General features: G+C 41.1%; 16 protein-coding genes, 2 tRNA genes and 3 rRNA genes. 3 read left to right on the top strand and 18 right to left on the bottom strand.

What is annotated here, in order from left to right; all coding sequences use genetic code 11:
* Positions 1–13 precede the first annotated feature (13 nt).
* Positions 14–1399 (bottom strand): ABC transporter ATP-binding protein, encoded by a 1386-nt coding sequence (locus tag VCM39_RS08225; RefSeq protein WP_221649891.1) that lies wholly within the window; start codon positions 1397–1399, stop codon positions 14–16.
* 138 nt (positions 1400–1537) lie between these two features.
* On the opposite strand from VCM39_RS08225, the gene VCM39_RS08220 reads away from it, so the two are divergent.
* On the top strand, positions 1538–2638 hold the full coding sequence (locus tag VCM39_RS08220) for a TlpA disulfide reductase family protein (RefSeq protein WP_322933096.1): 1101 nt from the start codon (positions 1538–1540) through the stop codon (positions 2636–2638).
* Between the two features lie 238 nt (positions 2639–2876).
* Here the strand turns inward: VCM39_RS08220 and VCM39_RS08215 are convergent, their stop codons facing one another.
* The 15 genes from VCM39_RS08215 to VCM39_RS08145 all read right to left on the bottom strand — a co-directional run bounded on the left by VCM39_RS08215 (position 2877) and on the right by VCM39_RS08145 (position 21111).
* Entirely contained in the window at positions 2877–5441 is a 2565-nt protein-coding gene (locus VCM39_RS08215) for a glycosyltransferase family 1 protein (protein ID WP_221649889.1), read from the bottom strand.
* A gap of 32 nt (positions 5442–5473) precedes the next feature.
* Positions 5474–7135 (bottom strand): glycosyltransferase, encoded by a 1662-nt coding sequence (locus VCM39_RS08210; RefSeq protein WP_221649888.1) that lies wholly within the window; start codon positions 7133–7135, stop codon positions 5474–5476.
* Between the two features lie 391 nt (positions 7136–7526).
* Positions 7527–7988, bottom strand: coding sequence for a V-type ATP synthase subunit K (locus tag VCM39_RS08205; RefSeq protein WP_002562679.1), 462 nt, complete (start codon positions 7986–7988; stop codon positions 7527–7529).
* Between the two features lie 57 nt (positions 7989–8045).
* The gene (locus VCM39_RS08200) at positions 8046–9863 is read right to left on the bottom strand and encodes a V-type ATP synthase subunit I (RefSeq protein WP_323673993.1); all 1818 of its coding nucleotides are present in this window, start codon (positions 9861–9863) and stop codon (positions 8046–8048) included.
* A complete protein-coding gene (locus VCM39_RS08195) occupies positions 9860–10465 on the bottom strand; it encodes a V-type ATP synthase subunit D (RefSeq protein ID WP_002562681.1) in 606 nt (201 codons plus the stop codon). Before VCM39_RS08195 ends, VCM39_RS08200 begins: the two co-directional genes overlap by 4 nt.
* Before the next feature lie 114 nt (positions 10466–10579).
* Entirely contained in the window at positions 10580–11899 is a 1320-nt protein-coding gene (locus VCM39_RS08190) for a V-type ATP synthase subunit B (RefSeq protein ID WP_002562682.1), read from the bottom strand.
* Positions 11900–11943: 44 nt separating this feature from the next.
* Positions 11944–13704: a V-type ATP synthase subunit A gene (locus tag VCM39_RS08185; RefSeq protein WP_322933098.1), complete on the bottom strand. Its 1761-nt coding sequence runs from the start codon at positions 13702–13704 to the stop codon at positions 11944–11946.
* An 18-nt stretch (positions 13705–13722) separates the two neighbouring features.
* Positions 13723–14562 (bottom strand): DUF2764 domain-containing protein, encoded by an 840-nt coding sequence (locus VCM39_RS08180; RefSeq protein WP_322933099.1) that lies wholly within the window; start codon positions 14560–14562, stop codon positions 13723–13725.
* Between the two features lie 12 nt (positions 14563–14574).
* Positions 14575–15165 carry a hypothetical protein gene (locus tag VCM39_RS08175; RefSeq protein WP_221649884.1) on the bottom strand — a complete coding sequence of 197 codons (591 nt, stop codon included), beginning with the start codon at positions 15163–15165 and terminating at the stop codon, positions 14575–14577.
* A gap of 298 nt (positions 15166–15463) precedes the next feature.
* Entirely contained in the window at positions 15464–15691 is a 228-nt protein-coding gene (locus VCM39_RS08170; RefSeq protein WP_221649883.1) for a hypothetical protein, read from the bottom strand.
* 260 nt (positions 15692–15951) lie between these two features.
* A 5S ribosomal RNA gene (rrf, locus tag VCM39_RS08165) occupies positions 15952–16062 on the bottom strand.
* Between the two features lie 78 nt (positions 16063–16140).
* A 23S ribosomal RNA gene (locus VCM39_RS08160) occupies positions 16141–19026 on the bottom strand.
* Between the two features lie 169 nt (positions 19027–19195).
* Positions 19196–19269 (bottom strand) — tRNA-Ala (locus tag VCM39_RS08155).
* Between the two features lie 91 nt (positions 19270–19360).
* Positions 19361–19434, bottom strand: a tRNA-Ile gene (locus VCM39_RS08150).
* 153 nt (positions 19435–19587) lie between these two features.
* Positions 19588–21111, bottom strand: a 16S ribosomal RNA gene (locus VCM39_RS08145).
* Together the 16S, 23S and 5S rRNA genes with 2 tRNA genes alongside form the textbook arrangement of a ribosomal RNA operon.
* 847 nt (positions 21112–21958) lie before the next feature.
* On the opposite strand from VCM39_RS08145, the gene VCM39_RS08140 reads away from it, so the two are divergent.
* The gene (locus VCM39_RS08140) at positions 21959–22801 is read left to right on the top strand and encodes a helix-turn-helix transcriptional regulator (protein ID WP_322933399.1); all 843 of its coding nucleotides are present in this window, start codon (positions 21959–21961) and stop codon (positions 22799–22801) included.
* 72 nt (positions 22802–22873) lie between these two features.
* Entirely contained in the window at positions 22874–23329 is a 456-nt protein-coding gene (locus VCM39_RS08135; protein WP_221651324.1) for a DUF4405 domain-containing protein, read from the top strand.
* Positions 23330–23369: 40 nt separating this feature from the next.
* On the opposite strand, the gene VCM39_RS08130 is transcribed toward VCM39_RS08135, so the two are convergent.
* Together VCM39_RS08130 and VCM39_RS08125 are read right to left on the bottom strand one after the other, a co-directional pair.
* Positions 23370–24596, bottom strand: coding sequence for a clostripain-related cysteine peptidase (locus VCM39_RS08130; protein WP_221651323.1), 1227 nt, complete (start codon positions 24594–24596; stop codon positions 23370–23372).
* Positions 24597–24689: 93 nt separating this feature from the next.
* Positions 24690–25091: a hypothetical protein gene (locus VCM39_RS08125; RefSeq protein ID WP_221651322.1), complete on the bottom strand. Its 402-nt coding sequence runs from the start codon at positions 25089–25091 to the stop codon at positions 24690–24692.
* Positions 25092–25173: the final 82 nt, after the last annotated feature.

Below are 25173 nucleotides of genomic sequence, written 5' to 3'. Positions count from 1 at the left end.
TTACTTTTAATTTCTAATTATTAATTATCCGGATTCCGTCTGGAGGGATAGTAATACCTACACGATCGCCATCGTCCCATACGTCATTCGTATCTACAAAAACATTCTCGTCCCAATCCGACCACACAGTCAGATGATAGTGATCTCCTTTGTAAAGTATAAATTTCACATCTCCCGTCAGCATACCATCCTCTTCATTATCCTGCAAAATGATTTTGTCGAAATCTACTTCTACACGGACATCTGTACCGGCAGCAATATCGGAAACAGGAGCACACTCAAAGTTACATCCAAGGAATTCTACATGCGTATCATCAATCAACTTACCTTCAAAAGTATTGCAGACACGCTCTTTTCTCATAATATGAATATCGAACGGCTTCACCAATAGTCCTACTTCAGCACCGACTTCAAAATGATGATAATCCTGCACCAGAAATTCATATCCATTGCAAAGCACCGTCATTTCATAATGTACTCCTTTGAATACGGAAGACTGCACGACTCCCACCAGCTGTGCCATGTCAGACACAGGAAAGATGTATAAATCTTCCGGACGAATCACCACATCCACCGGCACATTCTCACCAAAACCTTCGTCCACACATTCGAACTCGGTTCCGCAAAAACGAACCTGCTTATCTTTCACCATCGTTCCGTTCAAGATGTTACTTTCACCTATAAAGTCGGCAACAAATGAATTGATCGGTTCATTATATATATCAATCGGTGTACCAATCTGCTGAATTCTTCCTTCACTCATCACCACAATAGTGTCACTCAGTGTCAAGGCCTCTTCCTGGTCATGTGTCACATACACAAATGTGATGCCCAGCCTCTTGTGCATCTCCTTCAACTCCATCTGCATGTCCTTGCGCATCTTGAGGTCAAGTGCAGCCAATGGTTCGTCAAGCAACAATACTTCCGGCTCATTGACTATGGCACGGGCAATAGCTACGCGTTGTTGCTGTCCACCCGAAAGCGAATCGACATCACGATATTCATAATCCGTCATGCCCACCATCTTCAAAGCAGCTTTCACTTTCTTTTCGATGACCTGCTTCGGTGTCTTTTTCAGCTTCAAGCCGAAAGCAATATTATCATACACATTCAGATGTGGGAAAAGAGCGTACTTTTGAAACACGGTATTCACCGGACGCTTATGGGGCGGTGTCTGTGTTATTTCCTTACCCGATATCTTTATTTCACCCTCCGTAGCCGTCTGAAAACCAGCAATAAGGCGCAATAATGTGGTTTTACCACAACCCGAAGGTCCGAGAATCGTCACGAATTCTCCCTTCTTTACGTTTAAGGTCACATTATCCAAAGCGGTCTTTTCGCCAAAGAACTTCGATACGGCATTAACCTCGATAATGGATTTGTTTTCTTGCATATTCATACTCAATTTGGGATGCAAAGGTACACATTTCTACGATTTCCTCCTACGTGTTAATCTAATATAACAGAGTTTTCCCACGATAAGAGTGAAAAATAATCTATCTTTGCATAAATATTTATTCACTAATCTCACAAAAGTATGAAAAAGTTAACTTATTTGTTCGTTGCTGCCGCCGCTTTAGGTATGGTAGCATGTAACGGCAACAAACCCGGCTACGTTATCACCGGTACAGTAGAAGGAGCGGCAGACGGTGACACTGTATTTTTACAGGAAGTAGTAGGCAGACAGCTTAGCAAACTGGATACTGCAATTATCACAAAAGGAACTTTCACCTTTGAAGGTGTGCAGGACTCTGCTGTCAACCGTTACATTACATCCGGTAAGGGTAACGACGCTTTACTTATAGACTTCTTCCTTGAAAATGGTAAGATCAATATAGCACTGACCAGAGATAATGATTCGGCAACCGGTACAGCCAATAATAATGCATATCAGGAAATCCGTAACAAAATCAATGCGTTGAATCAGAAAGCAACTCCTCTTTATGAATCAATGAGAAGTGCCGATATAACCGATGAACAGAAAGAAACCAATATGAAGGAACTTGAAAAACTCGAAGAAGAGTTGGGACAGGTCTACAAAGAAGGCATCGAGAAGAATATCACAAACCCTGTCGGTATTCATCTGTTCAAAACCAACTATTACAATATGACAACTGCGGAAAATGATGCTTTGTTGCAACAAATTCCAGCCCAATTTCAGAATGACGAAACAATCGTAAAGATCAAGGAAATGACTGAGAAGCAGAAGAAGACCGCTGTAGGACAAAAATTCATTGATTTCGAAATGTTGACTCCTGACGGCAAACCCGTTAAATTGTCTGACTATGTAGGCAAAGGTAAAGTTGTTCTTATTGATTTCTGGGCAAGCTGGTGCGGTCCTTGCCGTCGTGAAATGCCTAATCTCGTAGATGCTTATGCTAAATATAAAGGCAAAAACTTTGAGATTGTAGGTGTATCACTTGACCAGAGCGCTGATGCATGGAAAGAATCTATCAAGAATCTGAAAATCACATGGCCACAGATGTCCGATCTGAAATATTGGGGTAGTGAAGGTGCACAATTGTATGCTGTAAACAGTATTCCTCATACCATTCTGATTGACGGTGAAGGTACAATCATCGCACGTGGACTCCACGGCGAAGGACTCCAAAGCAAACTGGCTGAAGTACTGAAATAAAAAAAGATCGTGAGGGTGCGTCAATAAAGTAAATTAACCATCATTAAAACGCAGATTAACGCTAATTAACGCAAAGATTAAATTAAATCCGCGGTCATTTGTGTTAATCTGCGTTTCTAAAGTTACATATTGATAGCTTTCTCAGACTTTTGACACAACTTCATATACAAACAATTAGCCCTTGCAATATTTTACTATTGCAAGGGCTATTTTTATTATAATACTTTATAGCTGTTTGTTACACAAACCAGCGTACGTAGCAGAAGTCCTGACGATGAGGAAGATCCGGGTTCTTTGGGAACATACGGTAAGATACCTTAAAGCTTCCTGCATTAGACAAGCTGTGTTTTGCCTGGAATGTGTACAGGTTGCCTTCCTTCTTGATAACACTGAACGGTTCTACCGAATAAACATGTTGCTTATCATCGGCAGTCGTATAAGTAGTCACTAACTCGAGTCCTACGGCGTCATTCAAGCCTTTTTCATCGATTACATAAGTGATTGTATACTCTTTTCCGCTTTCGATAGCTCCCTTCACAAGCTCTTCTGTCTTTTCGCAAGATACAATTTCAATTGAATCCCACTTTTCAACTACTTCCTCTTTCCATGCTGCTATCTCTTTTGCTTTGGCATTATCATTAGCAGACAACATTTGGAAACGTTTTGCTTCTTTGATATAGAACTTATTATAATAATCATCAAGCTGACGTTTCATTGTATAGTGAGGAGCAATCTGGGCAATAGAGTTCTTTACAGTCTTCACCCAACCTTCAGAATATCCCTTCTTATTACGTGCATAATACAACGGCAGAATTTCTGTTTCAAGGATACTGTAAATAGTAGCAGCATCCAACTGATCCTGATGATCTTGATTCTGGTAAGTACGTTTTTCTGTTAATGCCCAGCCTGCACCTTCACGGTAACCTTCCAGCCACCATCCATCAAGTACAGAGAAGTTAACCACACCATTCATCAACGCTTTCTCACCAGATGTACCCGATGCTTCCAACGGACGAGTCGGAGTATTCAACCAAATATCAACTCCGGATACCAAACGACGTGCCAACTGCATATCATAATTCTCGAGGAAAATAATCTTACCCAGGAATTCCGGACGACGGGAAATTTCAATAATCCTCTTAATCAAGCCTTGACCGGCACCATCATGCGGGTGAGCCTTACCTGTGAAAAGGAATTGTACCGGATAATCGGGATTGTTAACAATCTTAGCCAGACGTTCCAGATCAGTAAACAACAGATGAGCACGTTTGTAAGTAGCAAAACGACGGCCGAAACCAATCAGTAAGGCATTAGGATTGATCTTATCCATTAATGAAACGATACGTGAAGGATCACCCTGGTTCTTCAACCATGTTTCACGGAACTGCTTGCGGATATAATCCACCAGCTTGTTCTTCATGGTCAAACGAGTTTTCCAGATTTCTTCATCGGATACATTGTAGATAGCTTCCCAAATTTTCGGGTTAGACTGATCATACAAGAAGTTTTCATTGAAATATTTAGCATATAGTTGCTTCCACTCCGTAGCACTCCAAGTTGGGAAGTGTACACCATTAGTAACATAACCTACATGGCTCTCTTCCGGGAAGTAACCTTTCCAGATGGAAGCAAACATTTCCTGAGAAACTTTTCCGTGCAGCCAGCTTACACCATTAACTTCCTGAGAAGTGTTGCAAGCAAATACAGACATACAGAAACGTTCTCCCTTATCACCCGGATTATTACGTCCGAGATCCATCAAATCGTCCCAGCTGATACCCATCATCGCAGGATATCCACCCATATATTTACCAAAAAGACCTTCGTCGAAGTAGTCATGTCCGGCAGGAACCGGAGTATGAACTGTATAAAGAGAAGAAGCACGAACCAACTCGATAGACTGGTCGAATGTCAGGCCAGTAGCCACATAATCACAGATACGCTGAACATTGATCAATGCAGCATGTCCTTCGTTACAATGATAGATATCCTTCTTGATACCCAAAGCTTTCAATGTCAGGATACCACCGATACCTAACAGGATTTCCTGTTTCAAACGATTTTCCCAGTCACCACCATACAGCTGATGAGTGATAGGACGGTCAAATTCACTGTTCAGTTCGTTATCCGTATCCAACAGATATAAAGAAATACGACCCACATTTACGCGCCATACGTTGGCATGTACAAAGTAGTTCATATAAGGAACGTCTACTACCACCGGTTTACCGTCAGCATCAAGAACACGGTCGATAGGCAATTGTCCAAAGTTCTGTGCTTCGTAATTAGCAATCTGCTGTCCATCCATAGACAAAGACTGGGTAAAGTAACCATAACGATAAAGGAATCCTACAGCGCAAAGATCTACATTACTATCAGAAGCTTCTTTCAGATAGTCACCGGCAAGAACGCCCAGACCACCGGAATATATTTTAAGAACGTGAGTCAAGCCATATTCCATACTGAAATAAGCTACCGACGGACGAGTAGCGTCCGGTTTCACATCCATATAATCTCTAAACTTGGAATACACATCATTCATGCGTCTCAAAATCACCTTGTCTTTAGACAAAGCTTCCAGTTTCTCATAACTCATGCGTTCAAGAAGAAGCACCGGATTCTGACCAACCTCTTTCCAAAGAGCCGGGTCCAAATCAGAGAACAATTCAGTAGCCTCATAATTCCAGGACCACCAAATGTTCCGAGCTATTTCAGATAGTTTTTCTAATTCTACCGGAACTCGGGATTTTACAGTTACCTCTTTCCAGTTCGGAGTGTTCACATTACTAACTTTAACTTTCATAATGTTTATGATTTACTTGTTGATGAATAAATTTAATTCAGCTGACGTTTCATTGCACTGCGTAAAGCAATGTCATAAGCCTCATAATAATATTTAATAAAGTGCTTCCACAACGCCTGTTCTGCGATTTCAGCTGCATGTTTGCGGATTTCCTTTACTTCGTTTTCTGTTTTTCCGGAAAATAGAGAGATAGTATCTTTAATACCATCGGCCACTTCGGAATAGTTGTAATCCGACCGATGCAATACTTCTACTCCATCATTAATGCCATGCTGGTTTTTCAGGCTTTTCACCCAAAGACCAAAACCTGCAAGATCAGTTGTTATAGTAGGCACACGGAAAGCGACACTTTCTAATGGCGTATATCCCCATGGTTCATAATAAGAAGGATAAACACTCAGATCCTGACCTAACAGCAGATCATAATAGTCTTTATTTAATATACCATCTCTACCGTTCAAATAGCATGGTACAAATATCACTTTCACTTTATCTTCCGGATGATTATTCATTCCGAGATATTTCAGCATATCAAGTACCTGATCATGTGTCATATTATGCAACCAATGCGTAATAAAAGGTACTTCCAGCGGCGTATCAAACTTCTCTTTGCTTTTCAAACGCGCCTGTAAATCTTCCCGGGGGTCTCCCACCCAACCAGGTACATTGACAAATGCCAATACTTCTCTTTTTAAATTCTTATCACGATTAAGGCGGTTCAATGACTCCAAAAAGACATCAATACCTTTATTCTTAAATTCATAACGTCCACTGGTTCCGATAATTAACGTGTCATCACCCAAATTTGTTCCCATTAATTTATTGGCAACATTCAACATTGTCGAACGGGCACGTTTACGTTTACCCGTGAAAGTACTTCCTTTCGGCACAAAATCATCCTCAAAACCATTCATCAGCACTACATCTGCCGACTTGTCAAGCAACTCCTTACACTCATTGTTGGTTATTTCGCTCACAGTCGTAAAACAATCCACATAGTGAGCAGTCTGCTTTTCAATAGAATGTTTGGATTGCATATTCAATTCTCCAGCCATTTGATCTCCGTTATATGCAAACAGATAATCATATAGCGGCTTATTGTTACCTGCTATAGAGCGTCCGATAGACGTTGCATGAGTTGTGAAAATAGTTGCAATTTCGGGAACAGCCATCTGCAAATAAAGTGCTCCAAGGCCTGTCATCCATTCATGTGCCTGATAAACTACTTTATCATTCTCCGTCAGATTGTAACGATAGAAACTTTCTACTACCCTTCCGGCAGCATACGAAAACATGGAAGCTTCATCATAATCGCCATAAGCGTGCAACGAATCTACCTGAAAACGATTCCACATTTCTGTATATATCTCATCCTTCTTTTCAAAAAACGGCTGAAAATCAACTAAAATAACAATGGGGTTACCCGGAATATTCCAACGTCCGACACGAACAGAAAGGTTATCTTTTTCACGTGCATGCTCTTTCCATGCAGCACAAAGATTATCGGACTCAATAAACAAGGGGTTATCCTTGCCTTGCCATACATCCGGACCAATAAAGAACAATTTATCACGAAAAGCGGTTTGCAATGTGTTCGCCCTTGTAGACAGAACAGTGTAGATCCCTCCCACTTTATTGCATACCTCCCAGCTGGCTTCGAAGATATAATCGGGGGTTAATAAATCTTTTACCATATAATTGTTTAGAACTCTTTTTTTATTACGTGGGTGCAAAAATACGCATTATTTATTGAAAAATAATGCTTTATGCAGAAAATATAAGCTAACGGAAGGCAACAAACGTTTGCAAAGTCTTATAAGAAGTTGTTTTAAAGGAAGAAAAAAGTGATATATTTCACTTCAATATCGGCTTCTGTTTTTAAAGTATAACTTTTGAGATAAATAATGTTTCAGAATTAGGTTTAATAATGCGTTAATGTGCCAATTAACTACGCTATCAATTCATTTGAAAGCTATTTATAAAAACAAGAACTCCTATAATATTTCTATTATAGGAGCCAGATTCTTGTCACTTAGCAGTTCTTATATAATACCTGCTGAATGCTTTGATTTATCAATAATCAGATTAAGCCAATGCACTACCGATCAAGAAAGTAGCAGCTAAAGCTACGATAGCGTAAAGCTCTGGAAATACGGCAAGAATCAACGTATTACTAAATACATTATGTCCCTGTCCGATGGCAGCAATACCATTGGCGCAAACCTGTCCCTGACGAATAGCAGAAAACAAAGCAACCAATCCCAAAGCAATACCTGCACCCAATACAGCAGAAGCCTGAATTGCCGTAATCTGAGGAGTAAGAATACCAAAAATCGTCTGGAACATAAAATATCCGGCAAAGCCATACAGCCCTTGTGTACCGGGAAGTGCTGTCAATACAAGGAAGTTACCAAATGCACTATCATTCTTTTTCAACGCGCCGATAGCAGCGTTACCTGCAATAGTTACTCCGTATGCACTACCGATGCCCGACAAACCAACCATTACCGCGATGCCAATGTAGGCAATAAACAAATTCATTTCCATAATCTTAATTTTATTTTTTAGTTTATTATTCTATTTATAATTCTTCGTTTTTAGTACTTATTTCCTAAATGGTTTGTACTCTTTTCCGCCGCCTTCATAACCGGAATTCTTAAAAAACTCTACAAACGTCAGACGCATCGGGTGAACCATTGCCCCAAGTACATTCATAAATATGTTAATGGCATGCCCGATTACAAAGATCAAAACCATCACAATAGGTCCCATAATTGCATTATCAGGACTCATTCCTGTAGCAAGACTATTGAACACTCCCGCCAAAATTCCTCCCGAAAGCCCCAGGGCAAACAGACGAACATATGAAAGAACATCTCCCAAGAGCCCGGTAACCATATTATAGGAATCCCACAAACCGAGTCCGATATTAAGGAAAACATTCTTTCCAGGTGTATTGAAAAGGAAGATCATAACAGCGGCAATACCAAGAATTACCAAATGTATAGTTCCCCCCATTGGCAACACAGCCGGCAACAGTGCAGAAATCCCCATAGACACCAACAAGATAATCCAGCCAATAGTAGCAACAGCATACTTAAAGCCAAACTGTATTGTTTGATTTACAGCTTTCAGCACCATACCAAACATAATCTGTACCACACCCAAAATCAGTGAAAGTTGGAACATATCGTTATTATCCATAAATACTGCATGTTTCAGTCGCTGCACAATGGGCCAGTCAAGGTCATAGATATTAGCACCAAAGAAAGTACCCGTCAACAGTCCACAAAAGAAAGTAGATGTAGCCAACACCTGAATCAGTGAGATAATTGATTTAGTTGACGGAGTCAGTTTCTTTGCCATTAGACGGTAAGCTGTAGCACCGATAAACAGGAATAATCCATATCCGGAGTCTCCCAAACAGAGCCCGAAGAAAATCATAAAAAACGGAGCAAAGAATGGAGTTAAATCCAATTCATTATACTTCGGTAACATATACAATTTACAAATCGGCTCAAACCAGGAGAAAAATCCTTTATTATTCAGTTCAATAGGTACATTATCTTCCGGAGTAGGATCAGAAATCTCATAATATACATGAGATGCATCCAGAAAAGCTTCAATCTCTATTTTATTACGGGCAGGGGCCCATCCTTCCAACAGCATTAGTTTTTCACCTGCAGCCTGTTCCGTACTCAACACTACTTTGGAGAACTCTATATTGCTCTGCAGTTCTTTCTGTGCTTCCTTCAAGGCAGGAATATCCTTCTCTGCAAGAGCAGCCAATTTCCGGTCATTCTCAGTAATAGCCTGCTCTGTATCAGCATAGAGCTGTTGCACACGTGTCAACGAATAAACCGGAAGTTTCACCTGTTCTACGTCCAGATCTACCTCTTCTCCTGCTTTCGTTACAGTTATAAAGAATACTTTTGAAGAAATCCGGTTAATCACCATTGCGTGATATTCTGTTTCCCATTCTTCTTTATAATTGCCTTCAGAACAGGTGTAGAAACCGATTGTATACCCAGCATCATTCAGACGCTGAATACTCTCCGGTTCAAAATCACCCCACGCCAACAATGCATCTCGTTCTTTAGCATACACCTGCAATTGCTGAGATAATTTATTCTTTTCAGCCTGCAATGCATCTACTTCATCCAATACCTGCATACCCCGATCTGGAGTCCCTCCCTCTTTAACGGGTAGCGTATCTTTCTCCAGCTTTATATTCTGAAGCAATTTCAAAGTAGCTGCCAGGCGAGATGAAAGCCGAATGTTATCTTGCAGTTCCGTATTATCTGCGGCACCTTGCTGCTTTTCTACAGTATGTACCACTCCAAGTTCGCGGAGACTATTCAGAAATGACTCATACTCCTTGTGATAAGCAAGGAATGTAATTTTCTTCATTTTCGTAATCATGCCTCTACCTCCTTCCTTTTTTCTTGCTGAGATTTCAGGATCTTCTGCGATGACTTGGACAAGTTTTCTTCATCCTCCATAAATCGTTTTATCTTTCGCAGTGCATCCTGATAGCCCGGTATCTGTACCTTCTCAAAAAGATTCACTTTCTGAGTGGTCTTTTTCCTCGCATGTTCCAACAAGTTCAGCTTGGCCAATATAAATTCTCTTTCGATAGCCGTCTGTGCAAGCTCCTTAAGCAGATGCAGACCATCTGCATACCATTTAGGGGCATTGAACATGCTGTACGGACGTATCTCGAAATCAACATTTTCGAGCAACGGCACACGTACACCGGCAATCTTTTTTATACCAAGATGAACATCATTAACCTTTATCAATGAGGCATCAAACTCATTCCAAAGTGCGAACATGGCTTCATAAGCCTGGATTTGTTTCTCCAGTCTCTCCTCCAGATCAGCCGCTTCCGTTTTACAACGTTTCACTTCCATGCGTAGTGCACTCTCCTTATTTTTAATAATAGGAAGCGTACGTACCCGCACTTTCAGTTGCTTTTCAAGCTGCTGAAGGGATGTCTTATTATATTGAAATTTTATAGCCATCTCGTTTATTTTACTATTTAACAATTTACAAATAGACGATTGAAATTACTTCTTTTACTACTACAATCTACATATTCTAATCGTAAATTGTAAATCGTCTAATCGTAAATTTTATTACTTAGGCCAATACTGATCCACCAGTTCCTTCTTAATATTCACCTCTTCCGGACGGAAATACTTACCAAATAATCCCCAAGCTACATCCAACATCTCAGTTGTATCCAGATTAACATCAATGGCAAGTAACTGATTGGAGTAATCTTTGGCAAAAGATAAAGTACGTTCGTCATAGTTAGTAAGGTCGAAACCATTTTCCAGCTTTGTCTTGGCGTTAGCAGCATCGGCATACAGACGTACGGCAGCATTCATCACCTGCGGATGGTCTTTACGAGTCTTTTTACCCGTTACCAACTGTTTCAAACGAGATAGAGAGCGGAACGGGTCAACAATAACTTTACCAATATCGCTATCACGGCGCAGGAACAACTGTCCCTCAGTGATATAACCCGTATTATCAGGTACGGCATGTGTAATATCGCCACCAGATAACGTAGTTACGGCAATAATAGTGATAGAACCACCATCAGGGAATTGAACGGCCTTTTCATAAATCTTTGCCAAATCTGAATAGATAGAACCAGGCATAGAGTCTTTCGAAGGGATCTGATCCATACGGTTTGACACGATTGCCAATGCATCCGCATAAGAGGTCATATCAGTAAGTAGTACCAGCACCTTTTCATTATTTTGCACGGCGAAATACTCAGCAGCTGTCAATGCCATATCCGGAACCAGCAAACGTTCTACCGGAGGATTCTCTGTTGTATTTACAAAACTGACAATACGATCGAGCGCACCTGCATTAGAGAAGACATTCTTAAAATACAGGTAGTCATCATTCGTCATACCCATACCACCAAGAATAATCTTATCGGTTTCTGCGCGCAATGCCACATTTGCCATTACCTGATTGAATGGTTGATCCGGGTCTGCAAAGAACGGAATCTTTTGTCCGGATACCAGTGTATTGTTCAGGTCGATACCTGCAATACCTGTCGCAATGAGCTCCGACGGCTGTTTACGGCGAACCGGATTCACAGACGGACCACCGATTTCTACTTCCTGCCCTTCAATCTCTGGTCCTCCGTCAATCGGATCGCCAAAGGCATTGAAAAAACGACCGGCAAGCTGTTCGCTCACTTTCAGTGTAGGCGATTTACCCAGAAAAACGACTTCAGCATTCGTCGGGATACCTTCGGTTCCTTCAAATACCTGCAACGTCACTTCATCACCGGCAATCTTTACTACCTGGGCCAGTTTGCCATTTACGGTAGCCAACTCATCATACCCTACTCCTGTCGCCTTCAGCGAACAGGTTGCTTTGGTGATCTGAGTAATCTTGGTATATATTTTTTGAAATGCTTTTGTTGCCATTTATATATTTACAATTTAGCGATTTACTATTTACTATTTAGCAATTACGATTGAAGTTTCTTTTCATCAATCAACTCTTTCAGTTGCTTCCGGAAACCTTCATAATCTTCTGATTTAAACTTCGAGTAGTTCATCTGTTTACAGATATTGATCATCTTCTTAAAGTAATCCATTACTTCATTGAAGTTATCAAATTCAAACTCAGTATGACAGATATCAATAACCATATCCAGAATAGCTTCCTGACGCTCCATAGGGGTTACAGCATCAATTTCATCAAATGCATCCTGCTGAAGAATAACGAAGTCAATCAATTCTGATTTCCAGAAGATAACATGATACTCTACAGGTACACCATCATCACCCAGGATGTTAATCTGCTCAGCAATTTCCTTTCCACGTTGCAAACGAGTTTTAATTTCATTTACTTTACCAATCCATTCATCATTGATATGTTCGGAGATGTATGCTTCAAATTCCGGATATTCAATATATTTGGAATAAGAGTCAATCGGGTTCACAGCCGGATAACGTTTCTTATCTGCACGATCCTGTTCGAGAGCGTAAAAACAACGAGCTACTTTCTTTGTATTCTCTGTCACAGGTTCCTTCAGGTTACCACCTGCCGGAGACACTGTACCGATAAAGGTAATAGAACCGGTTTTATCATTGTTCAGTTTCACATATCCTGCACGACCGTAAAAGTTAGAAATGATAGAAGACAAGTCCATTGGGAAAGCATCCGGTCCAGGCAACTCTTCCATACGGTTGGACATCTCACGCAATGCCTGTGCCCAACGGGAAGTAGAGTCGGCCATCAACAAAATCTTCAAGCCCATTGCACGATAATATTCTGCGATTGTCATTGCCGTATATACAGATGCCTCACGGGCAGCTACCGGCATGTTCGAAGTGTTCGCAATAATAATGGTACGCTCCATCAATTTACGTCCTGTATGTGGATCAACCAATTCTGGGAACTCGGTAAAGATTTCCACTACCTCATTCGCACGCTCACCACAAGCAGCGATAATAACGATATCTGCTTCGGCCTGTTTTGAGATGGCATGCTGAAGTACGGTTTTACCGGTACCAAACGGACCGGGAATAAATCCCGTGCCGCCTTCAACAATCGGATTTACTGTATCAATCACGCGCACGCCGGTCTCCAGCAGTTTGAATGGACGTGGCTTTTCTTTATAATTCTTCATAGCACGTTTCACCGGCCATCTCTGAATCATATTTACGTCGATAAGATTACCTTCTTCATCCTTCAATACAGCCATCCTATCTTCTATCTTATAATCACCTTCGTCAGCAATAGACTCAACCGTACAAGTACCCTTCAATGTAAAAGGTGCCATAATTTTCAGCGGCTGAAAGTTTTCATCCACTTGTCCCAGCCATGCCGAAGCTTCTACTTTATCGCCGACTTTTACCAATGGCACAAAATGCCAGACTCTTTCTTTATCCAACGGATATGTATATTCACCTCTTTTGAGGAAAACACCCTCCATCTTGTCGAGGTCATTTTGCAAACCATCGTAGTTTTTTGATAACATGCCCGGACCCAGAGTCACTTCAAGCATGTGTCCTGTAAATTCGGCTTCAGCTCCCACTTTCAGTCCGCGAGTGCTCTCAAACACTTGGACGTATACATGTGAACCTACCACCTTAATCACCTCCGCCATCAGCTTGTCGCCACCAGTTGAGATATAACAAATCTCATTCTGTGCTACCGGTCCGTCAACGACGAGGGTCACCATGTTGGCAATAACGCCACTAACAGTTCCTTTTGTTGCCATATAATTTTAGTTATTTATTTACCTAAATTCTGCGGGAATCTGTACCTCATCCTTCAGCGTATCAATAATGCTTCGGAATAGCTGATTTCCTTTATCTTTGTCCAATGATATCCATCGCTCAATCATTTCCAATTGCAATAAGAAAGCGAAAATGCGTTCAATCGTAAAATAATTGAAAAACGTAGCTTCTTCCATCCAATCCCAACGCAATGAATCAAGCTTCTTTTCACGCTCTACCAGTTCGGTTATTTCACTGATTTTTACTAACTGTTCCAGGCAATCTACCTCACCAGACAACCCGAAGTCGCGAGCACCGGACGTACGCAATGCTTCACAAACCTCTGTATCGCCTACAATATTCTGTGCTATGTCCCATTTATATTTACGAGCCGTAAATGCTACCAGAATATTATTTATAGTCAGATTGAATTCAAACCAAGATGCGATAAACTTATTTCCACATTTCATGGCATACTCGTAGTACAGTGCTGCCAAATGATCTTCATGCAACACAGCACTTTCTGCTGGGGTATTAAAATAATCAGAAATAAAAACAGAGATGTAGGAAGGGAAGTCATTCGGATGAACCTCACCACCTTCTTTTATCACACCGATGTATTCGATAAGTTCTTCCGCAGAGAAATTTCCTCTTAAATCGATAACAGCCTCCTTGTCTTCAAGCAATTTCAAGACATTTGCATTATCAAATTTCAGATAGAACAAATCTATCAGCTTCTGGTCTGAAGAAGAGATTCCGGGATAAATTTCAGTTTTAAAATCGGCTACTGTATAACTCAGTTTACTATCCTCAAGAGTGAGTTCAGGCAAACCGGCTACCAAGTAATAGTATTTACTCATAATCGTTCTCTATTAGAATAGCATTTCTACTAACTGAGGACGCAGAAATTCTTTGAAATAATTCATGAATTCTTCTTCTCCAAAGTTCACTTTATACGAACCGTCTGCCGGAGAAACAGAAAATAATGTTTTAATACCATTTACCTGCTCTATTCTGACACCCTTGTCTAAAAGAGCTTTGGCATTGGCAGCAAAGTATTTCTTCAGCGATTCTGCATCGGCTGTCGAAATAACAATAGGTTCGTCTACACTCCATTGAGAAGCCAAAGCTACAATAAATGCATTCAGAAAATCTTGATTCTGCGCAAATTCCTTTACAGGAGCAGTCACAATCTTATCTGTCACAATAGTAGCGATCTCCGATTTTAGTGCATTCACAGCCTGACCGGCGAACAGCTTTAATTCTGATTTGGTATTTTCTGCCAGTTCATCAGCAGACTTACGAGAGGAGGTAATAATTGACTCTGCTTCCTTATGAGCATCTTCAATAATCTTCTTGGCTTCTTCCTGAGCATTTGCGATAAGACGCTGGGCTTCTTCATTACCTTTTTCTACGCCTTCACGATAAATCTTATCGGTCAACTCTTGAATTTTGTTTTCCATGTTCACGGACTATTTAGAAGTTTATATTATAGTATCTATGTATTTCGATTAGATTCTTGCCAAAAGTACGAATTTCAATCTAATTAAAAAAGGGAAAAGAAGAAGAAAACTGTTCATAAAATAGAAAAGAATAGCCCAAAAGGAGGAAATATTACAATAAAATACCATTTAGAATCTATTCTTATACCAAGTAAACCCACATATACAAGAAATAATAATCATTCGGATAGTTATAAAACGCAAATGGGAGCAAAGCAATTCATGCTTTACTCCCATTTGTATCAGATAATCTCGCTTATTATTTCTTGTCACAAGCTTTTTTCTCACATCCTGCTTCTTCTTTGCAACATGCTTTAGTAGAATCGCAAGTAGCAGAATCAGACTTACAGCAAGGAGCTGCAGCTTCTACAGTTTCAACTTCTACTGATTCAGCAGAAACTTCAGTACTTGCAGGTTTATTACCACAAGAAGTTACAGCGAAAGAAAATGCTACTGCAACAGCAGCCAAAAATAATTTAGTTCTCATACTTTAAATTTGCTTTAAACAGTTATTGATTATTGTCGGTTGCAAATATAAGTAAATAAAATCACTTATACAAAGTATTTTTTTCACCACAGAGTTTCACAGAGGAACACAGAGTTTTAATTATCCTGCATAAACAGAATAAATAAGAATACGACTTATTCCTCTGTGAAACTCTGTGTTCCTCTGTGAAACTCTGTGGTGAATACCAACAACGAAAAATCCCCCTTCCATCAATCATCTTGACGAAAGGGGGATTCAAAAAACGGCGACTACCTACTCTCCCACTGTTACGCAGTACCATCGGCGTGATCAGGCTTAACTTCTCTGTTCGGAATGGGAAGAGGTGGAACCCTGATGCTATAGTCACCTAAAGAAGGTAGACATGTGTACAAAAAGTAATTCAGTCAGATACGAACTAAACGTATATATAAACCATACAGACAGGCAAGAAAAAAAAGTCAACGGGCAATTAGTAAGGCTCGGCTATGATATTACTACCTTTACACCTGCCTCCTATCAACGTCATCGTCTTTGACGACCCTAAGAAATCTAATCTTGTGGCTGGCTTCGTACTTAGATGCTTTCAGCACTTATCCAATCCCGACTTAGATACCCAGCAATGCACCTGGCGGCACAACTGGTAAACCAGCGGTCAGTCCAACACGGTCCTCTCGTACTAGTGTCAGAGCCACGCAAATTTCATACGCCCACGATAGATAGAGACCGAACTGTCTCACGACGTTCTGAACCCAGCTCGCGTGCCACTTTAATGGGCGAACAGCCCAACCCTTGGGACCTTCTCCAGCCCCAGGATGTGACGAGCCGACATCGAGGTGCCAAACCCCTCCGTCGATATGAGCTCTTGGGAGGGATCAGCCTGTTATCCCCGGAGTACCTTTTATCCTTTGAGCGATGTCCCTTCCATACGGAAACACCGGATCACTATGCTCTAGTTTCCTACCTGATCGACTTGTAAGTCTCCCAGTCAAGCGCCCTTATGCCATTACACTCTGCCGCCGGTTACCAATCGGCGTGAGGGCACCTTTAGAAGCCTCCGTTACACTTTTGGAGGCGACCACCCCAGTCAAACTACCCACCAAACAGTGTCCTCGCATTAGCGAGTTAGAACTCAAATAATCAAAGGGCCGTATTTCAACAGCGACTCCACAAACACTGGCGTGCCTGCTTCAAAGTCTCCGGCCTATCCTACACATCAATTACCCAAATTCAATGTTAAGCTATAGTAAAGGTTCACGGGGTCTTTTCGTCCCATCGCGGGTAATCGGCATCTTCACCGATACTACAATTTCACTGAGCTCACGGTTGAGACAGTGTCCAGATCATTACACCATTCGTGCAGGTCGGAACTTACCCGACAAGGAATTTCGCTACCTTAGGACCGTTATAGTTACGGCCGCCGTTTACTGGGGCTTCAATTCAATGCTTCTCTTGCGATGACATCTCCTCTTAACCTTCCAGCACCGGGCAGGTGTCAGGCTGTATACGTGATCTTTCAATTTTGCACAGCCCTGTGTTTTTGTTAAACAGTTGCCTGGACCTATTCTCTGCGCCCCGCCATCACTGACGGGGACCCTTTATCCCGAAGTTACAGGGTCAATTTGCCTAGTTCCTTAACCGTGATTCACTCAAGCGCCTTAGTATATTCAACCCGACTACGTGTGTCCGTTTACGGTACGGGTACCTTTAAGATTAAGTTTAGCGGATTTTCTTGGGAGTATGTTTACACGCACTATTGGATTGTTCAGAAGAACGCTCCATACTATCAGGTTCGACTCTTGCGGTGGATTTGCCTGCCACAATCAACATCTACACCCTTCAACGAACTATTCCGTCAGTTCGCGGCGCTGTCACGCCTCCGTCTCCACGTCACTCTTAAAGGTAGTACAGGAATATTAACCTGTTCTGCCATCGGCATCACCGTTCGGCTGAGCCTTAGGACCCGACTAACCCTGATCCGATTAGCGTTGATCAGGAAACCTTAGTCTTTCGGCGAGGGGGTTTCTCACCCCCTTTATCGTTACTTATACCTACATTTGCTTTTCCACACGCTCCAGCATACCTGACGGTACACCTTCAACGCAGAGTGGAATGCTCCCCTACCGATCATTACTGATCCCATAGCTTCGGTAAAACACTTAATGCCCGATTATTATCCACGCCAAACTCCTCGACTAGTGAGCTGTTACGCACTCTTTAAATGAATGGCTGCTTCCAAGCCAACATCCTAGCTGTCTTAGCAATCTGACTTCGTTAGTTCAACTTAGTGTTTATTTGGGGACCTTAGCTGATGGTCTGGATTCTTCTCCTCTCGGACATGGACCTTAGCACCCATGCCCTCACTCCTGTGATAGAACTAATGCGCATTCGGAGTTTATCAAGACTTGATAGGCGGTGAAGCCCTCGCATCTTATCAGTCGCTCTACCTCACATTAGTAACTCACAAGGCTGCACCTAAATGCATTTCGGGGAGTACGAGCTATCTCCAAGTTTGATTAGCCTTTCACCCCCACCCTCAGGTCATCCGGAAGCTTTTCAACGCTTATCGGTTCGGTCCTCCAGTTAGTGTTACCTAACCTTCAACCTGCCCAAGGGTAGATCACTTGGTTTCGCGTCTACTCCTTCCGACTATGGCGCCCTGTTCAGACTCGCTTTCGCTTCGGCTGCACGTCTTGAGACGCTTAACCTTGCCGGAAAAAGTAACTCGTAGGTTCATTATGCAAAAGGCACGCCGTCACAGCTAAAGCTGCTCCGACCGCTTGTAGGCGCACGGTTTCAGGGACTATTTCACTCTTCTATTCGAAGTGCTTTTCACCTTTCCTTCACAGTACTGGTTCGCTATCGGTCTCTCGGGAGTATTTAGCCTTACCGGATGGTCCCGGCAGATTCACGCAGAATTCCTCGTGCTCCGCGCTACTCAGGATACCACTAGGGTTCAGATGGCTTCGTGTACCGGGTTATCACCGTCTATGACTGAACTTTCCAGATCATTCCACTCACCAACTTTCGTCCCACAACGTGGTCCTACAACCCCAATTATGCCGTAACATAATTGGTTTGGGCTATTCCCCGTTCGCTCGCCACTACTAGGGGAATCATTTTTTATTTTCTTTTCCTGCAGGTACTAAGATGTTTCAGTTCCCTGCGTTAGCCTACTGCAGTGCAGTATAATCGGTCTTCAACCAATTGGGTTGTCCCATTCGGAAATCCACGGATCAAAGGTCATTTGCACCTACCCGTAGCTTATCGCAGCTTATCACGTCCTTCATCGCCTCCGAGAGCCAAGGCATCCGCCATGCGCCCTTTCTTACTTTCTTTCTCTTGCCTTATACTGTCAAAACAACAGCGTACGGTTCGATATATACTTTTAGCTCTTTACTAAATTTACTTTTTTTATGTACAACATGTCAAAGATCGTGTGATCATTTACGATTGGACGATTTACAATTTACAATTGAAATTACAAACCACTAATCAAGATCGGAGTGGAGAATAACGGATTCGAACCGTTGACCCTCTGCGTGCAAGGCAGATGCTCTAGCCAGCTGAGCTAATCCCCCTTCGAAGAATTGAGAAGAAAGAAGCGAGAAGAACTAAATCAAGACGATTTATCATTTTCAACTTTCAACTTTCCATTTTCAATTCGAGAAGTAGTCCCAGGCAGAGTTGAACTGCCGACCTCTACATTATCAGTGTAGCGCTCTAACCAACTGAGCTATAGGACTAGTTCAAACTGAGCCTATTATTAGACCCGGCTTCTGTTTTCTCTTGTTTATCTCTATCTATACTTCTATAGATGGTTGATCTATATTCTATAAATAAACAAGTACCAGTAGTACTATTAGAACCATAAAGTCATGATTACGGCATCACTCCAGAAAGGAGGTGTTCCAGCCGCACCTTCCGGTACGGCTACCTTGTTACGACTTAGCCCCAGTCACCAGTTTTACCCTAGGACGCTCCTTGCGGTTACGTACTTCAGGTACCCCCGGCTCCCATGGCTTGACGGGCGGTGTGTACAAGGCCCGGGAACGTATTCACCGCGCCGTGGCTGATGCGCGATTACTAGCGAATCCAGCTTCACGAAGTCGGGTTGCAGACTTCGATCCGAACTGAGAGAGGCTTTTGGGATTAGCATCACGTCGCCGTGTAGCTGCCTTCTGTACCCCCCATTGTAACACGTGTGTAGCCCCGGACGTAAGGGCCGTGCTGATTTGACGTCATCCCCACCTTCCTCACATCTTACGACGGCAGTCTCTCTAGAGTCCTCAGCATGACCTGTTAGTAACTAAAGATAAGGGTTGCGCTCGTTATGGCACTTAAGCCGACACCTCACGGCACGAGCTGACGACAACCATGCAGCACCTTCACATTTGCCTTGCGGCTAATCTGTTTCCAAATTATTCAAATGCAATTTAAGCCCGGGTAAGGTTCCTCGCGTATCATCGAATTAAACCACATGTTCCTCCGCTTGTGCGGGCCCCCGTCAATTCCTTTGAGTTTCACCGTTGCCGGCGTACTCCCCAGGTGGAATACTTAATGCTTTCGCTTGGCCGCTTGCTGTATATCGCAAACAGCGAGTATTCATCGTTTACTGTGTGGACTACCAGGGTATCTAATCCTGTTTGATACCCACACTTTCGAGCCTCAGTGTCAGTTAACAGTCCAGTGAGCTGCCTTCGCAATCGGAGTTCTTCGTGATATCTAAGCATTTCACCGCTACACCACGAATTCCGCCCACCTCTACTGTACTCAAGACACACAGTATCAACTGCAATTTTACGGTTGAGCCGCAAACTTTCACAACTGACTTACATGTCCACCTACGCTCCCTTTAAACCCAATAAATCCGGATAACGCTCGGATCCTCCGTATTACCGCGGCTGCTGGCACGGAGTTAGCCGATCCTTATTCATAAGGTACATACAAAAAGCCACACGTGGCTCACTTTATTCCCATATAAAAGAAGTTTACAACCCATAGGGCAGTCATCCTTCACGCTACTTGGCTGGTTCAGGCTCTCGCCCATTGACCAATATTCCTCACTGCTGCCTCCCGTAGGAGTTTGGACCGTGTCTCAGTTCCAATGTGGGGGACCTTCCTCTCAGAACCCCTATCCATCGAAGGTTTGGTGGGCCGTTACCCCGCCAACTGCCTAATGGAACGCATCCCCATCTTTTACCGAAATTCTTTAATAATAATCCCATGCGGAAATATTATGCCATCGGGTATTAATCTTTCTTTCGAAAGCCTATCCCCGAGTAAAAGGCAGGTTGGATACGTGTTACTCACCCGTGCGCCGGTCGCCAGCAATGTATTGCTACATCCTGATGCCCCTCGACTTGCATGTGTTAAGCCTGTAGCTAGCGTTCATCCTGAGCCAGGATCAAACTCTTCATTGTAAAAGTTATTTTGATTTACTATCAGACAATTGACAATTTACGATTGAAACAGTCAAAAGGCAATAGTAAAGTCGTTGCTCTGTTCAGGATACCGTTATTTATTGACCTTATTTCAAATACCTATATATAAGTATTGACGGTTCTAATTTCTCAAAACATTTTATTGCTTTGGACTTGTACTACTTGTATTGTTTATCAATTTTTCAAAGAACGCTTCGTTTTTAAAATCGCTTCGTTTCAAAAGCGGGTGCAAAGGTAAAGGACTTTTTTATAACTACCAAATGTTTTGGAAAGTTTTTTTTAGTTTTTTTTTTCGAGGATTCTCTAACAGCTCTCTTGCGAAAGGAGAAAAAACCTACAAAGAAAAAAAACGCCTTTTCATTTGCGAATCGGACTGCAAAGATAAGAACTTTTAAACTTTAAAACCAAATCTTTTCAGAAGTTTTTTTTGTTTATTCATTATCCGGTAATCCGCGCTTTCAATATGTCAATCTTAAAAGGCTTAGACTCTCTTGCTAAGCGGATGCAAAAGTAGACCTTTTTACAATATACGCAAAACATATCAGGAATTATTTTGGAATAAAAATGAAATTTTATCGTAATATGCTGATAAGCAAAGGTGTTGTAAAACATAAAAAAAAGAAAGGAAGGAAAACAAAGGAAAACAAAGACGCATTATAATATACAAGCGCATGCGTATACGCGTGCGAGAAAATCTATAAATTGAAGTATAGATTCCCACAGATAAAAAGTAGTTGATTATTCTTTCTCATTCATCTACTGTTATACTTAACATTGTTTTGGAGAGTTATCAGTTGCTTTTATTAACTTTGCAAAAAAAGATCAAATGCCAACTATCCCAATACACAAAGTCGTTCAACAATCTGATTTCGGAATATATTTGAAAGAGGTCTCCCCTTTTTCATCAAAATCGCCTATTAACTATATTCATCAGGATGATTATTATATATTCGGTATGGTGGCTAGCGGAAAGTGCAGTGTCAGTATAGATTTTAAGAACTATCATTTATCAGAAAGTGAAATAATATGTACCCAGCCCCATCAAGTGCATCATGTTACCAATGCAGGCGACGCAAAAACATTTCTTTTGTTTATTGACAGTGTATTCATAGACTCAGAGACCAAACAAATACTTGCCGAATATGCTCTATCTCTGACGCCATTCAAAATAAGCGATCAACAACGCTTTGAATTGGAACAATTATTCGCCATCATTCTCCACAGAATAAACGATTCGGGAAACAATAAATCAAAACATATTATACAAAATCTATCACGTGCTGCCGTAGGGATAATAACAGAAGCCATACAAGGAACTATCCGACAACAGTCTAAAAATAAAAGACATATAGATATCACATTAGCTTTCAAAGAACTACTTTCAAGAAAGCTACACACAGAAAAGAGAATATCTCACTATGCAAAATCGTTACATATATCTCCGGTATATTTAAACGAAGCTATTAAAAGTATTACCGGAATCAGCGTAAGCAAATATATTCAAATTGAACTTATGTTGAGAGCAAAACGAATGCTAATATATACCTCTCTAAATATAAAAGAGATCGCTATTAATTTAGGTTTTGATGATTATGCTTATTTCACGCGTTTATTTACGAAAGCAACAGGCCTAAATCCTACCTCATATAGAAAGAAATACCTTGAATAGTGCAATCTTTACCTTATATTGTCTATTTTTCCATTTAACAACGCATTGTAACTTTGCAACCAAAAAGGAACAATGAATAAAAAAAGATTTATTTACTTTACGGATTTAATATTGATTCCCCTATTTATTTTGTCATTATACACAGGAATAAAGCTACACATCGCCGGACACCATACCAACCATGAAATATGGCACAATTGGGCTGTGTTTCACACAATCGTCAGCCTGTTATTTACTATATTCGGAATTGCGCACATCAAAAGCCATTGGAACTGGTATAAAGGATTAAAAACAATAGGCTGTAAAGGTAAAAGAAAAGTTGTACTGCTTTTGTCTATAACCTTTGCACTGGTTATTATTACGGGCATACTATTGCTACTATTCGTCAATGGAGCCAGTTCGTCAACAGGACTATTACATTACAAAATCGGTATTGCAACGGGAGTTTTAGCGATTCTACACATATTAAGACGAAAACACTTCTTGTATAGCGGATTTAAAACAAATATAATAACCAAAAAACAATAATTATGCATTGTCTAAAAATCAACCAAGATGCAATACTACCTTACCAGCCAGTATTCACCCAACCCGCATCGTAATACCACTGATAATCACGATAAAAATCATTTAACTTCGGACTTGCACTACGAGGTATAAAGACAGACAAACCACACGTTCCAGTCATATCAAAGGCCCCTACCCAATCTGAAAAGTTTTTTGGAGTAGTATAATAGTAGGGAACAGCTTCCTTAAAAGCCTGTTCCCAAACTCTATATTCATCATTGTCACCCGTGATCTTTTTCATAAAATCAGCAAAATCATAATAGAGCTTAGAGTTATTGTAATTATATGAATACCCTTTTCTCTTATCATAGCAATATACATTATCGGAAGTGGTCGATGCATCCACATATTTTGAGACAAGCTCTCCCGTGACAGCGGCAAGCGCTTCAAGCTTACTACAATCTACCACTGCAGACGAAACCCCTGCAACCCAAATATTAGTAAGATAATTACGGTCTTTCCATGGGCTATACTCCCCTTCCCGTATCTCCGCATTATACGTATTTGCATAGTTTGTATAATATGTTTCAGCAATCTTTTTTGCCGCCGCATCTTCATCTTCAAACATAGCAGGCACTACAACCTGATAAGGAGCTCCCGGAGCCGGAATTTCAGTAGGAGAACCCACTATATAATCTGTATATTGACGCAACTCATAAGCAACTTCTGCCGCTTGCATAAAGCAAGCATCAAAAAAGACAAAATTCAGGTGCCGGGTACCCTCAAGCACTTTACGAAGGTCTGCAATATTCATTGAATTCCCGCCATCATCTCCAAATGACCTGGATTTAACTCCCGGATAAGGAGCCCAGCCATCAGCATGTGACCATAGCACCAATCCATAACTATCAGCCGGATATTCCGAATAGACCTGATTTAAAATACTTTTCATTATTTCAGTATCTACAGAATTCTGTTCCGCATAATCCTGAAGCCTCTCTTGTTTTACCGTACCATTCTTATCCTTGTATAGGCGGATTAAACGCGGTTTTGAATTATCATCCCTATAAATAATCAAGTTATTATTCTGATCATCCACAGACTTCATTCCTTCAAGCATTTCATTAAAGTCTGCTTCGGCAAAAGAGCTCAAGTTGTTTTGCGCTACCATATATACCAATACTGTACGTGATCGCTTCTCTGGTCCCGAAACTTCGTTGTCATCACGACATGCCGTAAAAGTCAAAATAAAAAATGAAACCAATAAAGATAATATGGTAATTCTCATAATTATAGTATGCTCTGTTTCTTAATATATTACCCACAAAGATAAAAAAATAAGAGACACAAACACTGCATCTCTTATATATTAACATCTTAACTATTCTTCCGGTTTAGTGAACCTGAATTTTTCAGGATCAACCTTTTGCAAAGCCACCGCTTTGTTCTTCTTGTACTTCCCCAATATTTTCAAAGCTTCTTTATCAATCTTCTTCTTACTATCCGAAAAATAAATCATACAAGTCCTGTTAGGCTGATTCATATCCAGTTCTAAAAAGTTTTTAAACTGATAGCTGTACAATTCACGATGTGGCAAAAAACCATTCTTATCAAGATGAACACTATCAATCAACTGAATATCCGTATAGTACACCACAGTATCTGTAAATGAGGCAGAAACGCCAAAAGCATACACAGGCTTATGAGAACCTTTCTTAATTGAGAACGCTGAGCACAAAGTGAACACCAGTGCTATTGCAAATAGTATTTTTACGTATTTCATATCTAAACTGTTTTATTGCGGCAAAGGTAACAAAAAAGGGGGATAAAAAAAGTCGTGCAAGTCTGTTTTTTAAGATAGTTAC

Origin of the sequence: Bacteroides mucinivorans, from assembly GCF_034654355.2 — a bacterium.
In the GTDB taxonomy this organism is placed as follows: domain Bacteria; phylum Bacteroidota; class Bacteroidia; order Bacteroidales; family Bacteroidaceae; genus Bacteroides; species Bacteroides nordii.
Note: the sequence above shows the minus strand (reverse complement) of the source record. Positions and strands in the feature narration are given on the sequence as shown.

Excerpts from the sequence above, each read along its gene's own strand:
- VCM39_RS08225 (WP_221649891.1), bottom strand. The coding sequence starts at position 1,399 with ATGAATATGCAAGAAAACAAATCCATTATCGAGGTTAATGCCGTATCG.
- VCM39_RS08220 (WP_322933096.1), top strand. The coding sequence starts at position 1,538 with ATGAAAAAGTTAACTTATTTGTTCGTTGCTGCCGCCGCTTTAGGTATG.
- VCM39_RS08215 (WP_221649889.1), bottom strand. The coding sequence starts at position 5,441 with ATGAAAGTTAAAGTTAGTAATGTGAACACTCCGAACTGGAAAGAGGTA.
- VCM39_RS08210 (WP_221649888.1), bottom strand. The coding sequence starts at position 7,135 with ATGGTAAAAGATTTATTAACCCCCGATTATATCTTCGAAGCCAGCTGG.
- VCM39_RS08205 (WP_002562679.1), bottom strand. The coding sequence starts at position 7,988 with ATGGAAATGAATTTGTTTATTGCCTACATTGGCATCGCGGTAATGGTT.
- VCM39_RS08200 (WP_323673993.1), bottom strand. The coding sequence starts at position 9,863 with ATGATTACGAAAATGAAGAAAATTACATTCCTTGCTTATCACAAGGAG.
- VCM39_RS08195 (WP_002562681.1), bottom strand. The coding sequence starts at position 10,465 with ATGGCTATAAAATTTCAATATAATAAGACATCCCTTCAGCAGCTTGAA.
- VCM39_RS08190 (WP_002562682.1), bottom strand. The coding sequence starts at position 11,899 with ATGGCAACAAAAGCATTTCAAAAAATATATACCAAGATTACTCAGATC.
- VCM39_RS08185 (WP_322933098.1), bottom strand. The coding sequence starts at position 13,704 with ATGGCAACAAAAGGAACTGTTAGTGGCGTTATTGCCAACATGGTGACC.
- VCM39_RS08180 (WP_322933099.1), bottom strand. The coding sequence starts at position 14,562 with ATGAGTAAATACTATTACTTGGTAGCCGGTTTGCCTGAACTCACTCTT.
- VCM39_RS08175 (WP_221649884.1), bottom strand. The coding sequence starts at position 15,165 with ATGGAAAACAAAATTCAAGAGTTGACCGATAAGATTTATCGTGAAGGC.
- VCM39_RS08170 (WP_221649883.1), bottom strand. The coding sequence starts at position 15,691 with ATGAGAACTAAATTATTTTTGGCTGCTGTTGCAGTAGCATTTTCTTTC.
- VCM39_RS08140 (WP_322933399.1), top strand. The coding sequence starts at position 21,959 with ATGCCAACTATCCCAATACACAAAGTCGTTCAACAATCTGATTTCGGA.
- VCM39_RS08135 (WP_221651324.1), top strand. The coding sequence starts at position 22,874 with ATGAATAAAAAAAGATTTATTTACTTTACGGATTTAATATTGATTCCC.
- VCM39_RS08130 (WP_221651323.1), bottom strand. The coding sequence starts at position 24,596 with ATGAGAATTACCATATTATCTTTATTGGTTTCATTTTTTATTTTGACT.
- VCM39_RS08125 (WP_221651322.1), bottom strand. The coding sequence starts at position 25,091 with ATGAAATACGTAAAAATACTATTTGCAATAGCACTGGTGTTCACTTTG.